General features: G+C 67.4%; 12 protein-coding genes. 6 read left to right on the top strand and 6 right to left on the bottom strand.

Going from position 1 to position 15,958, the window contains the following annotated elements; translation table 11 throughout:
- The first annotated feature begins 1,619 nt into the window (after window positions 1–1,619).
- Complete coding sequence (locus TY25_RS30465) at window positions 1,620–2,741, top strand: FAD-dependent oxidoreductase (protein ID WP_042261867.1); 1,122 nt, start codon at window positions 1,620–1,622, stop codon at window positions 2,739–2,741.
- Between the two features lie 173 nt (window positions 2,742–2,914).
- On the opposite strand, the gene rsmG is transcribed toward TY25_RS30465, so the two are convergent.
- The 6 genes from rsmG to rpmH form a co-directional block, all read right to left on the bottom strand.
- On the bottom strand, window positions 2,915–3,688 hold the full coding sequence (gene rsmG / locus TY25_RS30470) for a 16S rRNA (guanine(527)-N(7))-methyltransferase RsmG (protein ID WP_081869205.1): 774 nt from the start codon (window positions 3,686–3,688) through the stop codon (window positions 2,915–2,917).
- A 156-nt stretch (window positions 3,689–3,844) separates the two neighbouring features.
- Window positions 3,845–4,351 (bottom strand): Jag family protein, encoded by a 507-nt coding sequence (locus TY25_RS30475; RefSeq protein ID WP_086006256.1) that lies wholly within the window; start codon window positions 4,349–4,351, stop codon window positions 3,845–3,847.
- Between the two features lie 153 nt (window positions 4,352–4,504).
- Window positions 4,505–5,590 (bottom strand): membrane protein insertase YidC, encoded by a 1,086-nt coding sequence (gene yidC / locus TY25_RS30480; RefSeq protein WP_042261869.1) that lies wholly within the window; start codon window positions 5,588–5,590, stop codon window positions 4,505–4,507.
- Between the two features lie 4 nt (window positions 5,591–5,594).
- Window positions 5,595–5,993 (bottom strand): membrane protein insertion efficiency factor YidD, encoded by a 399-nt coding sequence (yidD, locus tag TY25_RS30485; RefSeq protein WP_014989222.1) that lies wholly within the window; start codon window positions 5,991–5,993, stop codon window positions 5,595–5,597.
- A complete protein-coding gene (rnpA, locus tag TY25_RS30490) occupies window positions 5,990–6,418 on the bottom strand; it encodes a ribonuclease P protein component (protein WP_042261874.1) in 429 nt (142 codons plus the stop codon). The genes yidD and rnpA overlap by 4 nt, the downstream gene beginning before the upstream one ends.
- A gap of 21 nt (window positions 6,419–6,439) precedes the next feature.
- Window positions 6,440–6,583 (bottom strand): 50S ribosomal protein L34, encoded by a 144-nt coding sequence (gene rpmH, locus TY25_RS30495; protein WP_005516618.1) that lies wholly within the window; start codon window positions 6,581–6,583, stop codon window positions 6,440–6,442.
- 666 nt (window positions 6,584–7,249) lie between these two features.
- On the opposite strand from rpmH, the gene dnaA reads away from it, so the two are divergent.
- From dnaA to TY25_RS30520, 5 genes are all read left to right on the top strand, one after another.
- On the top strand, window positions 7,250–9,244 hold the full coding sequence (gene dnaA / locus TY25_RS30500; RefSeq protein WP_042261876.1) for a chromosomal replication initiator protein DnaA: 1,995 nt from the start codon (window positions 7,250–7,252) through the stop codon (window positions 9,242–9,244).
- 955 nt (window positions 9,245–10,199) lie between these two features.
- Entirely contained in the window at window positions 10,200–11,375 is a 1,176-nt protein-coding gene (gene dnaN / locus TY25_RS30505; RefSeq protein ID WP_029900112.1) for a DNA polymerase III subunit beta, read from the top strand.
- Between the two features lie 282 nt (window positions 11,376–11,657).
- Window positions 11,658–12,839, top strand: coding sequence for a DNA replication/repair protein RecF (gene recF, locus TY25_RS30510; protein ID WP_042261878.1), 1,182 nt, complete (start codon window positions 11,658–11,660; stop codon window positions 12,837–12,839).
- Window positions 12,840–13,044: 205 nt separating this feature from the next.
- The gene (locus TY25_RS30515) at window positions 13,045–13,608 is read left to right on the top strand and encodes a DUF721 family protein (RefSeq protein ID WP_042261891.1); all 564 of its coding nucleotides are present in this window, start codon (window positions 13,045–13,047) and stop codon (window positions 13,606–13,608) included.
- A 539-nt stretch (window positions 13,609–14,147) separates the two neighbouring features.
- On the top strand, window positions 14,148–15,958 hold a 1,811-nt coding region (locus TY25_RS30520; protein ID WP_042261880.1), incomplete at its 3' end, for a DNA topoisomerase subunit B.

The following is a 15,958-nucleotide window of genomic DNA, read 5'->3' on the forward strand; positions in this document are numbered from 1 at the left end:
CGTCGTCTACCGCGCAGCGTTCAGGAGTCGCGCCCCGTCCTATCCGGTCGAATCCCGTTCGCCCCACTTCGTTCGCCCCGCCGCACCCATTGGCCTACCCGGTCGCACCCCGTTCACCCCGCCGCACGGTTCTCGCCCCGCCGCGCCCCTCGGTCCTACGCGGTCGCGTCCCGCTCTCCACTTCGTTCGCCCCGCAGTGCCCCTCGGCCCTACCTGGGTCGCATCCCGTTCGCCTCGCCGCGGTTCTCGTCCCGCCGAGCCCTCGCCCCATGCCCCGTCTCGCCGCCCCGCCTCTCGGCCCTACGCGGTCGCGTCCGTGGAACGTGGACCGCCGCCTGTCGCGCCCCGCACCTTCGACCGCCGCCCACCGTGCTCGCCCGTATCATCGACCGCCGCGCCCTGCCGTCCCCATTGCCCGCCGCGTCCCATCGACCGCCGCGCCCCGTCGACCGTCGCGCCCTCGCACTACGCGCCCCCGCACCTCACCAGCGCCCCCCGCACCGTCACCGCGCCCCCCGCACCGTCACCGCGCCCATCGCACCGTCACCGCGCCCAATGCACCCGCACCGCGCAAAGGCGTGATCGGGCAGTAGGGATTTAGGCATGGGCGAAGCCACTTCGATCCGGGGTCGTGGGCACCGACGTGGCGAGATCGGGTGCGGCCACTATCGCGGACAGCGCAGTAACGTCGGAGTAGCCCTGTCGGGGACGCAGCGCATCCGATCGCCACGCCAATCGCGTCACGCCCCTCGCGGTCGGCGCGCACGTCGCGGCTGATGACCGTACGCCGGACTCGTCGAGAACGTCACGCACGTCGCAGCCCGCCCGCCCATCGAGGCGACCTAGGTAGGGCGAGCTGCGCACCCGCCCGCAGGTCGGTCAGCTCCGCAGCGGGCGCGAGCATGGCGGCGGGTTGGGGTGAAAGGGAAGTCGAGCGCCGGCAGGATCGAGTAGCCTGCATCGCACCCGCACCGCGCGCATCGCACCTCACCGCACCACGCGCCCAGCCCGCACGTCCGCGGCACATGACGCACGACGAACTCGGCGAGGGCCGTCATGCACGTCGTACCCAGCCCGCCATCGAGGCGACCTAGGTAGGGCGAGCTGCGCACCCGGGCACCCGCCCGCAGGTCGGTCCGCTCCGCAGCGGGCGCGTGCATGGCGGCGGACGCGGGTTGCGGTGAAAAGAAGTCGGGCACCGGCAGGATCTAGTAGCCGCTGTCGGCGATGGCGGCGCACCCGATCTCGCCACGGCACCTCGGTCATGAGCAGTGCCACGATCCCGGATCTGAAGCGGCTTCGTCGTGCCTGAATCTCTTCTGCCCGATCACGCCTTCGGTACCGACGTAACGACAACCCGGCGACCGGGACGACCCAGGGGTGAACTCGTGCGTGAGGTGCGTCGCAGCCGGCGGCGTCCGATGCCGGGAGCCGGATATCGAGTTATAGTGACGGGGTCGCGAAAAACGATGTGCTGGCGGGTTCTTCGCCGCGCGTCGCGCATACAACGATTCAGTGGGTTCTGATCGTTGAGCGTCTCCTTGCTGAGGCCGGACATTCTGTTTGCGCTCCAGCACTGACCATCGCCGACGCGGGTCGGCGCAACGGAGGAGCGCAGTATGCGGAAGACCATCGCCATTGTCGGAGCAGGGTTGGGCGGGCTGACGCTCGCGCGGGTGCTGCAGGCGCACGGCGCCGACGCGACGATCTATGAGGGGGAGGCTTCGGCGCAGGCCCGTGCGCAAGGCGGCCTGCTCGACATCCATGAGGACACCGGACAGGTGGCACTTCAGGCGGCCGGCCTGTACGACGAGTTCCGCACTCTGGTCCGCCCGGGCGAGGATGCCAAGCGTGTGGTCGACCTGCACGGCACGATTCTGTTCGACAAGCCGGCGGATCCCGGTACGGCTCAGCCGGAGGTGGACCGTGGCGAACTCCGGCAACTGCTCATCGACTCGCTGACGCCCGGGACGATCAGGTGGGGCCACAAGCTCGAATCGGTCCGGCAGCGTCCGACGGGCGGATATGACCTCGGCTTCGCGACGGGTTCCACCGCGCGCGCCGACATCGTGATCGGCGCGGACGGTGCCTGGTCGAAGGTGCGCCCGCTGCTCACCTCCGCGGAACCGCGCTACAGCGGCATCTGCTTCATCGAGATCGCCGTCGCCGCAGAGAACGAGCACTGTCGGGAGAGTGTGGCCGCGATCGGCAGCGGCACGCTGATGGCGGTCGCGCCGGGCCGAGGCATCATCGCCCACCGCTATGCCGACGGACAGGTGCGCGGCTACGTGGCGTTGAACAAGCCCGAGGAGTGGATGAAGTCGATCGACTTCGAGAACCCGTCCGCCGGCCTCCGCCGAGTGGCCGACGAGTTCGACGGCTGGTCGCCACTGCTCACCGCCTTCGTGTCGGAGAGCGACGCGCAACCGTGGCTTCGACCCATCTACGCACTCCCGGTCGGGCTCGCATGGGAACGAGTGCCTGGGGTGACACTCCTCGGCGACGCCGCACATCTGATGTCGCCGTTCGCCGGCGTGGGCGCGAACCTCGCCATGTACGACGGCGCGGACCTGGCGAATGAGCTGATTACGCAGCTCGACACCGAGGTCGCGCTCAAAGCCTACGAAGAGCGACTGTTCCCGCGTAGTAGCGACGCCGCCGACCGCTCGGCACAGAACCTGGAAACCTTCTTCGGCCGAGAAGCACCGCGGAGCGTGGTCACGCTGTTCGACCACCCGTGAGTCACGTGACAGTTCGCAAACAATGCTTCGGCTGCATCGACGGTGCAGTAGCCCGGCAACACAGTGGTCAGGCCGTACCCAACCCCCTGTACGAGTCCACGCCCTGCCCCTTGTCGCCGACACATCCGGAAGGACGCCGACCAAGCGGCAGCAACCCAATTCGGTGACCGCCCCTACTTCCCCTTGCGCGTACGCCCGCGCACCCCGTCCGCCCGCTTCGCCGCCCGGGCTTCTTTCCGGGCGGCGGCGTGTTCGCTGCGACGTTCCGCGCGGGGGAGGCGTTCGGCACTGATGACGAGGGTGGGAGTGGAGACGAGTCCGGCGCCGCAGGCGAGGACCTGGGTGTGGCCGGCGCCGATGCGATCCAGGGCGGCGGCGTCGCGCTCGAGTTCTTCGGCGGCGCTGACGCCTTTGAGGGCGAGCATGTGGCCGTGGTCGCGGAGCAGCGGGAACGACCACTGGGTGAGTTTGGCGAGCGGGGCGACGGCGCGGGAGGTGACGACGTCGGCGCCACCAGCCTCCTTCATGACGCCGGACTGTTCGGCTCGGCCGCGGACGACGGTGACGTCGAGTCCGGCCGCTTCGATGAATTCGCTGAGGAAGATGGTGCGCCGCAGCAGCGGTTCGACCAGGGTGATGCGCAGGTCCGGGCGCGCGATCGCGAGCGGGATGCCGGGCAGTCCGGCGCCGCTGCCGATATCCACCACGGACGCGCCTTCGGCGATCAGTTCACCGATCACGGCGCAGTTGAGGATGTGCCGATCCCAGAGGCGAGGCACCTCGCGCGGACCGATCAGGCCGCGTTCCACGCCCGCGGTGGCGAGCGCCGCGCAATACTGCCGGGCGAGATCGAGTCGCTCACCGAACACGACCGCGGCGGCCGCGGGTGGTTCCAGCTCGGCAGGCAACGCGGTGGTTCCACCGAGATCTCGTTCCACGTGAAACATCCTTCCGAACTCGTCAGGGAGACAAACAGGGACCACCACGCCGGACACGAACAAGGCCCCCGATCCGAAGACCAGAGGCCCTATCCCACCACTACCGTCAAAGTGACGAAATACGCCGTCCCCTAACGATATCCGGCCAACGGCGCACGGCTTCGCTCAGGACGGAACGACGACCACGTGCCGGTTCGGCTCGACGCCTTCGCTCTCGCTCTCGACGCCGTCGATCGCCGCCACCGCGTCGTGCACGATCTTGCGCTCGAACGGGGTCATCGGCGCGAGCGATTCCGGCGCACCCGATTCCAGCACGCGCTGCGCGGCGGCGGTGCCGAGCGCGCTCAGGTCTTCCCGGCGCTTGGCGCGCCAGCCGGCCACGTCCAACATGAGCCTGCTGCGCACGCCGGTCGCCTGCTGCACCGCGAGCCGGGTCAGCTCCTGGAGCGCGTCCAGCACTTCACCGTTGCGACCGACCAGCTTCGACAGATCACGGCCGCCGTCGATGCTGACGATGGCACGGTCACCCTCGACGTCGAGGTCGATATCCCCGTCGAAGTCGAGCACGTCGAGCAACTGCTCGAGGTAGTCGCCCGCGATCTCACCCTCTTCGATGAGAGCTTCCTCCGCGTCGTTCACGACATCGTCGGCGTCCGTTCCGGCGTTCACCATCGTCGTCGCCACTGTGGCGTCCCCTCCGTCGGTCTCAACTGTCATTTGGGTTTCCTTCATCTGCTCATCACGCTCGCCGGGCGCTCGCCGCCGGACGGTGCGCGATCAAAGGGTTGCTCAGCGTGGTGGCCGCGCCCGGCCACCGAAGTGTGATCAGCGTCTGCGCTTCTGGTTCGCCCGGCCGCGGTTGCCCGGCCGCTTCTGCCCGCCCGGTCGGCGCTGGCCCGCAGCCTTGCTGGGGGTCTTCGCGGTGCCGTTGGTCGACGGCGCACCCTCGACAGCATCCTCGACGGAGTCCGCCCCGGGACTCGACTTCTTCTTCACATTGACCGGCTTGGCCCCCGGCTTGGGCGCGTTCTGTGCCCGCTGTTCCAGCTTGGCCAGCTTCTTCTCTTCCTCTTCCTTCTCCATGCGGCCGAAGACGAGGTGCTGCTGCCCGTAGGTCCAAATGTTGTTGGAGACCCAGTACAGGAGGATGGCGATCGGCAGGAACGGGCCACCGACGAGCACACCGAGCGGGAAGACCCAGAGCGCGAGCTTGTTCATCATCGCGGCCTGCGGGTTCGCCGCCGCCTCCGGCGTCTGCCGCGCGACCGACGCGCGCGCGTTGAAATGCGTTGCGAGACCGGCGATTATCATCAGCGGGATGGCGACGAGCGCGATGTTCAGCTTGCTCGGCAGGCCGAGTCCGTGGATCGCGAAGGCCTGCAGCTCGGTGTTCGGGATGGTGATGAAGGCCGAGATCGGCGCGCCGAAGATCCGGGCGCTCAGGAACGACTGCACATCGGCGGCGTTGAACACGTAGTTCGGCGTGTTCGCGTTCTCCGCGATCGACATACCCAGCTGGCCGAAGCCGTGGCCGGTCCGGTTGAACGAGCGCAGCACGTGGAACAGGCCGAGGAACACCGGCACCTGGGCCAGGATCGGCAGGCAGCCCATCAGCGGGTTGAAGCCGTGGTCCTTCTGCAGCTTCTGCATCTCGACGGCCATCTTCTGGCGGTCGTTCTTGTACTTCTTCTGCAGCTCTTTGATCTGCGGCTGCAGTTCCTGCATCTGTTTGGTGGTGCGGACCTGCTTGACGAACGGCTTGTAGAGCAGCACACGCAGCGTGAACACGAGGAACACGACGGCCAGTGCCCAAGCGATGCCGCTGTCTTTACCGAGACCGGGCACCAACGCGAAAACCCGATGCCAGAACCACAAGATCCAGGACACCGGATAATAAATGAAGTCGAGCACGGCTCTATGCACTCCCGTCGTTCGTATCGCCGATCACCGCGCGCGGTGATCCTTTCCAAGCGTTCGGCTCCGACACCGGGCCGGTCTGCAGGTCGGTTTCCTGCGACGCCGGATCGGTGGCTGCCTCGGTTCCTGGTGCGGTGCGAACGGTGCTTCGCTTCCGCTCCGGAACCGGGTCCCACCCACCAGGGTGCCAGGGCGCACATTTGGCCAGTCGCACGGCCGCCAATCCGAGGCCGATGAACAGCCCGCGCGTCCGTAACGCGGTGACCGCGTACTCGCTGCAGGTCGGGGTGAAACGGCACACCGGCATGCGGGTGGGGGAGACGTAGGTCCGATACAACTCGATCAGGAAGATCAGCGCGTTCGCCGGTAGCCGGCCGATCGTGGCGGTGCGGCTCATACCGTGCCGACCCCGAGTTTGTGCAGCGCGGCGCGCATCTGGCGCAGCAGTTCCGCCGAAGGAGCATGCGCCGCGCCGGGCAGGGCGCGGATGACGACATCGGTGTCGCTGGGCAACTCCGAGATCATCTGGTGGCACATATGACGCAGGCGGCGGGCGACGCGGTGTCGAATCACCGCGTTGCCCACCGCCTTGCTGACGATCAACCCGAAGCGTGGTCCACCGACGCGGATCGACGCTCCGGCCGGATCACCATCGCGTTCCTTCATGTCCACCACTCCGTCATACCCGTGCGTCAGCACGGGGGGATGGCTGGAGTGGGTATAGACATGCACGACCAGATCGCGCCTCCCGATTCGCTGGCCGCGGCGCACCGTCCGGGAGAAGTCGGCACGATGATGCAACCGATACGGCTCAGGCAACACCCGAGCGTCCGCGAGCGAGGATCAGGCAGTGAGTTCGGCGCGGCCCTTGCGGCGGCGCGCCGAAACGATGGCGCGACCGGCACGGGTGCGCATCCGGAGACGGAAGCCGTGGACGCGCGCCCGACGACGGTTGTTCGGCTGGAACGTCCGCTTGCCCTTGGCCACGGTCAACACTCCTCGAGTCAGTGGGCACCAGTCGGTACCCGAAGCTTTTTCGGTGATACAGGTATTCGCGATGAATCACAGGTCCGGTCATCATCGGCGCGTCGGTCTTGGCGCACAGTCGGTCGATATCGACCTACCCGCGGTCAGCACAAGACCGCCACCGCACCAAAGGGTGACTGTACGAGGGTACTGATCGGCTCCGAACGGGTCAAACTCGGCCCACCCCTGCGCGGCCGTCCACTCGACCAGCACAAACCCCGCACGACCGGGATCCAGCGCTGTGCACATCACGGCCAAGGCCTGTGAGTATCACCGTGAGTTCGTCCACACCCCTAGCCACGCCCGAGCCCGGCCACCAGCTATGTTGCTCATCGTTAGCTACAGAACCGCAGGTCAACGCCTTATCGCGCGGCCGCGCAAGCGCATTTCACAACTCCCCAGGGTTCTCCACATCTGTGGATAATTGTGTGGAAAGACCCCTGGAGTGGCATATTCGTAGGGCCGACGGTGCCACGCCGCCGCCCGGAATGGGGATCTGGGCAGCGTCCGAACCGGTTACGGACGTACGCAGGATCACGGTACCGACCCGAGCATGGTCGTCGCCATCACCTCCCCGCGTGCCCCGGCCGTCTGCTCCTATCGACCTACTTCCGGGGAGGAAACTGCATGGACGACGAGCAGAACGTGTTGGCCACGGTGTGGCCCGAGGTAGTTGCCGAGCTGACCACCGGCTCACCGGACGGCGCCATTCCGCCGGTGACCCGAGCCCAGCAGGCCTGGCTGAAACTGGTCAAGCCGCTGACGGTGGCGCAGGGCTTCGCCCTGCTCTCGGTACCTTCCTCGCTGGCTCAGGAAGCCATCGAACGCGATCTGCGCGAACCGATCCTGCGATCGCTGGCCCGGCGACTCGGCCCGCAGGTGGAAGGACTCGGCGTGCGCATCGCTGCGCCGACGGCCCCCGCCGCCGATCGCGCGGGCAGCAACCCCCGGCACGCCAGGATGACGAGCCGGCCGGAACGGGCCAGGGACAACGGTCCCCGCGACAACGGTCCACTCGACAACGGACGCAGGGACAACGGTCCCCGGGAGAACGGGCATCCCCAACCGGGTTACCCCGGCACCGAGTACCAGGGACGCAACGACTACCCCGCCCCGCGCTACGCCCAGCCGAACGACTACGCCCCCGAATACGCGGGCGGCGCCGAGTACACCGATACCGAGTACGCGCCCGAGTACCCGCCCGCCGCCGAGTACGACCGGCCGGACTATCCCCGCGACGACTACCAGGGTCAGGACGACTACCCGGCGCACACCGAGTTGCCGCCGCGGCGCGAACCCGCGCCCGCCGCCCGCCGCGAACCGGGACTACCGCCGCGGCGCGAATCCATCCCGCCCGGCCAGGAGTCGCTGTTCACCCCCGATCCCGGTCCCGCCACGATGCGCGGACCGGTGCGCGCGCCGGTGCGGGAGGCGGCACCGGCCGAGGATCCCGGCCTGGCGGCCGCGCACGAGTCGGTGCGCGAATCCGACAACCCCCGCACCGAGCACGACGACGAGCCCGTGGTCAACGTGCGCAATTCCTGGCCGACCTACTTCACCAAGTCGCAGGAGACCTCGGCGCCTGCCACGTCGTCGGCCAGCCTCAATGCGAAGTACACCTTCGAAACGTTCGTCATCGGGGCGTCCAACCGGTTCGCGCACGCCGCCGCGGTCGCCATCGCGGAGGCGCCGGCCCGGGCATATAACCCGCTGTTCGTTTGGGGCGCTTCGGGTTTGGGGAAGACGCACCTACTACACGCGGCGGGCCACTACGCCCAGCGGCTGTTTCCCGGCATGCGGGTGAAGTACGTCTCGACCGAAGAGTTCACCAACGACTTCATCAACAGCCTGCGCGACGACCGCAAGGTGGCGTTCAAGCGCCGCTACCGCGAGACCGACATCCTGCTGGTCGACGACATCCAGTTCATCGAGGGCAAGGAAGGCATCCAGGAGGAGTTCTTCCACACCTTCAACACCCTGCACAACGCCAACAAGCAGATCGTCGTCTCCTCCGACCGCCCGCCCAAGCAGCTGGCCACGCTGGAAGAGCGGCTGCGGACCCGGTTCGAATGGGGCCTGATCACCGATGTGCAGCCGCCCGAACTGGAGACGCGCATCGCCATCCTGCGTAAGAAGGCCAGGATGGACCGGCTGGATGTGCCGCACGATGTGCTGGAACTGATCGCCAGCCGGGTCGAGCGCAACATTCGCGAGCTGGAGGGCGCGCTCATCCGGGTGACCGCGTTCGCCTCGCTCAACGGTCAGCCGCTGGATCTGCCGCTGGCCGAGGTGGTGCTGCGCGATCTGATGCCCGACACCGCGGCGCTGGAGATCAACGCGGCCACGATCATGGCGGTCACCGCCGAGTACTTCAACACCACGCTCGAGGAGCTCACCGGCCCGGGCAAGGCCCGTCCGCTCGCGCAGGCGCGCCAGATCGCCATGTACCTGTGCCGTGAGCTGACCGACCTCTCGCTGCCCAAGATCGGGCAGGCGTTCGGCCGCGACCACACCACGGTGATGTACGCGGAGAAGAAGGTCCGCAAGGAGATGACCGAACGGCGCCGCGTCTACGACCAGGTGCAGGAACTGACCGCGCGGATCAAACAGCGCTCCCGCTGAAGTATCCACAGCCCTGTCGGCCGGATCGGCTCGCTGAGTTTTACTAACACCTGTGCACCGCCTCTGACCAGGGGCGGTGCACTTTTTTGCCCTGTGGATTCCTCGAGGAATCCTTGTGGAGTCCTCGAGGAATCCACCGGTTTGTGCACCGATCGGCTAACAGGTGTGGGGATGGGTGTCGCGGCGTCCGCTAACAGGGCTCGATCCACAGTTTCCCCAACCCATCTTGCGCACAGGGGCTGACCAGCCAAGAGGCCCGCATCGGGTTGTGGAATCCTCGAGGAGTCCATGTGGAGTCCTCGAGGATTCCTCGAGTTGTCCACTCCTCGGTACACACGTGTGAACAACCGGGTGAATTCGGTGGAACAACTCGAGGAGCACTCGAGGATGAATGTGGGACAACTTCGGAACTCCACAGACGCCGCTCGTTCATCCTCGAGACACGCACCGGTCATCCCCATGCCACCACGCCCGCTGACCAGCAGATTCGGCGTCAGAGCACAGATTCCACAGTGCCTACTACTACTTCAGTTCTTCTTCTAGAAGAACTCTCTTGAAAACAGGCTGTGTGGAAAGTCGGTTGGAGAGCTGCGGTCCGCGAGCACTCCCGTCCCCAGGCAAGGAGAAGGAGAGTGGATCCCTCATCGACCAACCTCGCCCGCACACCTATGCATCGCTCGCCGGCCCGAATCTGCGACACCCCCTTCGCGACAGTTCCTACTCGCACCCACCGACAAGTTCTCGACACACAGCGCACCGACCCCCGGAGGGTCGGACTAGGCCACGGGCGCAGTCGCGGGTACGGTTTGGTGTCGGTCGCCTGTGCCACACTTTTGATGGCGGCCGATCCAGCACCCTTCGCGAACCAAACGCTGATCGAGCCGAAAGGCTTGGAGGGACCAATGTCCGGCCACTGCACAACAGCTCACGGAACTGGGAGAGGACTGATCGGGCGATGGAGCTTGCAAGCATGAAGTTTCGGGTCGCCCGTGAGGACTTCGCGGAATCCGTTGCCTGGGTGGCACGTAGCCTCCCGTCCCGGCCTCCGGTCCCGGTGCTCGGCGGCGTGCTGCTCGTCGCCGACGACAGCGGGCTCACCGTCTCCGGTTTCGACTACGAGGTCTCCGCGCAGATGCGCGTCGCGGCCGAGGTCGCCGGTCCCGGCGAGGTCCTGGTGTCCGGCCGGCTGCTCGCCGACATCACCAAGGCGTTGTCGAACAAGCCGGTCGACGTATCCGTCGACGGCACCCGGGTGCTGATCTCCTGTGGCAGCGCGAAGTTCTCGCTGCCGACCATGCCGGTCGAGGACTATCCCCAGCTTCCCGAGGTCCCGCAGCAGACCGGTGAACTCGGTGTGGATGTCTTCGCGAGCGCGGTCGGCCAGGTCGCCGTCGCCGCGGGCCGCGACGACACGCTGCCCATGCTCACCGGCATCCGCGTCGAGATCGAGGGCGACAAGGTGGTGCTCGCGGCCACCGACCGCTTCCGGCTCGCGGTGCGCCACATCGAGTGGAAGCCCGCCAACGCCGACATCGAGACCGCGGTGCTCATCCCGGCCAGGACGCTGTCCGAGGCCGCCAAGACCCTCGGGGCCTCCGATGCCCCGGTGCAGCTGTCGTTGGGCACCGGCGCGGGTTCGGACGGGCTGCTCGGCATCGTGAACGCGGGCCGCCGCACCACCACCCGGCTGCTCGACGCGGAATTCCCCAAGTTCCGTCAGCTGCTGCCGAAGGAGCACACCTCCATCGCCACCCTCCAGGTGTCCGTGCTGACCGAAGCGATCAAGCGTGTCGCCCTGGTCGCCGAGCGGGGCGCGCAGGTGCGGCTGGAGTTCTCCACAGAGGGCCTGCAACTGTCCGCCGGTGGCGACGACGCGGGCCGCGCCGAGGAATGGCTGGAGGCCGATTTCCGCGGCGAATCCCTGACCATCGCGTTCAATCCGGGCTACCTCATCGACGGCCTGTCCGCACTGCACGCCGACCGGGTGACGTTCGGGTTCACCACGCCCAGCCGTCCCGCGGTGCTGCTGCCCGCCTCCGAAGAGGAGCCGCAGGCCCTCGATTCGGGTGCGTTCGCGGCGCTGGACAGCCCGTACATCTACCTGTTGATGCCGGTCCGGCTGCCGGGCTGAGCGCAGGTGCGTGATCGCGAACGGGGTTCGGCCGTCTGTGCTCGCCAGTTCTGGCGGCGGCACCGGCGGCCGGCCCTCGGCGGTCGTCCACAGCCACCCCCAAGCACCGTCGAACCGGTAGCGCGACTGCGCGATTCGCCGGGCCGAGGGTGGGCGAGGACACATTTCATCCACAGGCTCACGCAGTGCTGTGGATGGCCAGCAAACACCTCGGCACCTGCGCCGATGCTGGCCGCGCAGGTCGAATCTGCCGAACTCTTGCAGGCAGGAGCCAGATAGCGGATGTTCGTTCGAACGCTGTCCCTGCGTGACTTCCGTTCCTGGCATCATGCAGAACTCGAATTATCCCCAGGCCGAACGGTTTTCTTGGGATCGAACGGCAACGGCAAGACGAACCTGATCGAGGCGCTCGGCTACCTGGCCACCCTCGGGTCGCATCGGGTCGCCGCCGACGCGCCGCTGATCCGGATCGGCACCGAACGTGCCCGGATCGGCGCCTCCGTCGTCAACACCGGCCGGGAACTGCGCATCGACGTGGAGCTCAACCAGGGCACCGCCAATCGCGCCCAGATCAACCGGTCACCGGTCCGGCGGACCCGCGAGATCCTCGGCATCCTGCAGACCGTGCTGTTCGCGCCCGAGGACCTCGCCCTGGTCCGGGGCGACCCGGGCGAGCGCCGCCGGTTCATGGACGAGTTGTGCACCACCCGCCTGCCCAGGTTGGCCGCGGTACGCAGCGATTACGACCGCGTGCTGCGGCAACGGTCCGCACTGTTGAAATCCGCTGGGCGCCAAGCCAGGTCGAAGGCGGATCTGAGCACCCTGGACGTGTGGGACGGGCACCTGGCCACGCACGCGTCGGTGCTGCTCGCGCACCGGCTGCAGCTGGTGCACGAGCTGTATCCGTACCTCGCCACGTCGTACGCCTCGATCGCGCCCGAATCCCGGCCTGCCACAATCGGTTACCGCAGTGCCAGCCTGCCGCCCGAATTCCTCGATCCCGCAAGGGAACCCCAGGCCGACGACACCGAAGCGCTGGAGGCGGTGCTGTTGCGCGAACTCGCGGCGGCCCGGCCCCGGGAGCTGGAACGTGGTGTGTGCCTGGTCGGTCCGCACCGCGACGAACTCGACCTGAATCTCGGCAGCGCGCCGGCCAAGGGGTTCGCCAGCCACGGGGAATCCTGGTCCTACGCGCTGGCGCTGCGGCTCGCCGCGTTCGAGCTGTTGCGCGCCAACGGATCCGAACCGGTGCTGCTGCTCGACGACGTGTTCGCCGAACTCGACCGGCGTCGGCGTACCGCGCTCGCCGCGGTCGCGGCCGGTGCCGAACAGGTGCTGATCACGGCCGCGGTGCCGGAGGATGTGCCGGCCGAGTTGGCCGCGGTGCCGCTGCGGGTGGAGACGAACGGTGGACCGGACGGGCGTACCTCACAGCTCGGCGAACCGGCCACACCTGCCCAGTGACAAGCGCTTTCGTGTCCCCGCGTGCGCGCGAAAGGCAAACACATTCGAATTTCTGCACAGGTTTTCCTGTTATCAACAGGTTCCTGTGGAGAACTCGCCGACCGGAATGTCCGCGGTCGTTCGACGCTGTTCGCCGCCCGGTCTGCGTCGGTGCCCTGTCGTAGAGTGACTCAGGCCGTGACCGACGAGAACGTGAGGAGCCTTGGTGACCGATCCGCAGCAACCGGGCGCCGAACCGGCAGGTCCAGAGCCGGAGTTACGCGGTATCGACCTGGCCAGGCGCGCGCTCGAGGAGGCCCGCGCGGCGGCGAAGGCGAGCGGTAAATCCGTCGGGCAGGGGCGTTCCTCGCCGCAGCGCCGCCTCCGGACCGGCACCCGGCGCCGGTCCGGCTGGTCGGGTGCGGGGCCGGACCAGCGTGATCCCCAGACCTTCGCGGCGCTGACCGGCGCGCTGGCCAAGAGCCGCGGCTGGTCGGCCAAGGTCGCCGAGGGCATGGTGTTCGGGCGCTGGGCGGGGGTGGTCGGCGAGGACATCGCCGCGCACGCCACGCCGATCACCCTGAAGGACAACGTGCTGAGCATCGCCGCCGAGTCGACCGCCTGGGCAACGCAGTTGCGCATGTTGCAGAGCCAGATCCTGGCGAAGATCAATGCCGCGGTCGGTCCCGGCGTGGTGACCTCGCTGAAGATCACCGGCCCCGCGGCGCCGAGTTGGCGCAAGGGGGAGCGCCATATCAGGGGTCGCGGCCCGCGCGACACCTACGGATAGCCCGCCGCGTTCCACGTGAAACGGTGCCGGATCGCGCGCCGGGACAACCGATTTCGTCAATGTGACGGAAGTTGGCCGAGTCCGGCGAACCGCGGGCGGTACGGACTAGGCTTTACCTGTCGTGCCCGCTCACGGGTTTTCGACGGGGGTTTTCGCAGCATCGTGGTCCGCACCGGTAACCCGCTGGCTACCGTCGCCGACCCGGAAACCGGTGGTGTGCCGAGGCGGTGTCCCCGGCGGTTCGGCGGGTACCGGGCGAGCACCGCCCGATTGCTCCCAGAGTCGAGCGAAAGCGTTAAAAGGCGGAACAGACTCGCGGCGGTCCGATTTCTCGCATTCACGGAGCTGTCAGGGGTGTCGTAGGTGCGTTGTAGGTTGGCTGTACCAGTAGGATGGTGACGTAACTAGCGGCGATCACCTTCGGCGCGTTCCGTACAGCTCGCGTGGCCCCACATTTCCCCGGTGGAATGGCCAGGGACCACCGTGTGCTGTGCAGTGCCTCGCCAGGAGGATCAGCAAGTAAGGAGAGCTACCGACCAGTGGCTGCCAACGACTCCAACGCATCGGGCTCGACCAACGCTAACTCGGGCAAGGCGGATTACGGCGCCTCGTCCATCACGGTCCTCGAAGGACTCGAGGCGGTCCGCAAGCGTCCCGGCATGTACATCGGTTCCACCGGTGAGCGTGGTCTGCACCACCTGATCTGGGAGGTCGTCGACAACTCGGTCGACGAGGCGATGGCCGGATACGCGTCCAAGGTCGAGGTGACCCTGCTCGCCGATGGCGGCGTCGAGGTGGTCGACGACGGCCGCGGTATCCCGGTGGCGATGCACGCCCAGGGCGTCCCGACCATCGAAGTGGTCATGACCCAGCTGCACGCCGGCGGCAAGTTCGACTCCGACTCCTACGCGGTGTCCGGTGGTCTGCACGGCGTCGGCATCTCCGTGGTGAACGCGCTGTCCTCCCGGCTGGAGGCGGAGATCGACCGCGACGGTTACCACTGGAGCCAGTCGTACAAGGACTCGATCCCCGGCAAGCTGGTGCAGGGCGAGGCGTCCAAGCAGACCGGTACCACGATCCGGTTCTGGGCCGACCCGGAGATCTTCGAGACCACGACCTACAACTTCGAGACGGTCGCGCGCCGACTGCAGGAGATGGCGTTCCTGAACAAGGGACTCACCATCACCCTCACCGACGAGCGGGTCAGCGAGTCCGAGATCACCGACGACGTGGTCAGCGAGACCGCGGAGGCGCCCAAGCATGCCGAGGCCGACGCCGCGGCGGCGCCGGTCGAGCACAAGGTCAAGACGCGGACCTACCACTACCCGGGTGGTCTGGAGGACTTCGTCCGCCACATCAACCGCACCAAGCAGCCGATCCACAACTCCGTCGTCGGGTTCACCGGCAAGGGCACCGGTCACGAGCTCGAGGTCGCGATGCAGTGGAACTCCGGCTATTCGGAGTCGGTGCACACCTTCGCGAACACGATCAACACCCACGAGGGCGGCACGCACGAGGAAGGCTTCCGCGCGGCGCTGACCACGGTGGTCAACAAGTACGCCAAAGACAAGAAGCTGATCAAGGAGAAGGACGGCAACCTCACCGGCGACGACATCCGCGAGGGTCTGGCCGCGATCGTCAGCGTGAAGGTCTCCGAGCCGCAGTTCGAGGGCCAGACCAAGACCAAGCTGGGCAACACCGAGGTCAAGTCGTTCGTGCAGAAGGCGTGCAACGAGCACCTCACGCACTGGTTCGAGGCCAACCCGGCCGACGCGAAGACCATCGTCAACAAGGCGGTCTCCTCCGCGCAGGCCCGGGTCGCCGCGCGCAAGGCGCGAGAGTTGGTGCGCCGCAAGTCCGCCACCGATCTCGGCGGCCTGCCGGGCAAGCTGGCCGACTGCCGGTCCAAGGATCCGAGCAAGTCCGAGATCTATATCGTCGAGGGCGACTCCGCCGGTGGCTCGGCCAAATCCGGCCGCGACTCGATGTACCAGGCGATCCTGCCGCTGCGCGGAAAGATCATCAACGTCGAGAAGGCGCGGATCGACCGAGTCCTCAAGAACAACGAGGTCCAGTCGATCATCACCGCCTTCGGCACCGGTATCCACGACGAGTTCGACATCGCCAAGCTGCGGTACCACAAGATCGTGCTGATGGCCGACGCCGACGTCGACGGTCAGCACATCGCGACGCTGCTGCTCACGCTGCTGTTCCGGTTCATGCGCCCGCTGGTCGAGCAGGGGCACGTGTATCTGGCCCAGCCGCCGCTGTACAAGCTCAAGTGGCAGCGTGCCGATCCCGAGTTCGCCTACTCCGACCGGGAACGCGATGGTCTGCTCGAGGCGGGTCT

The sequence above is a fragment of the Nocardia brasiliensis NBRC 14402 genome (assembly GCF_000308475.2).
Taxonomy (GTDB): domain Bacteria; phylum Actinomycetota; class Actinomycetes; order Mycobacteriales; family Mycobacteriaceae; genus Nocardia; species Nocardia brasiliensis.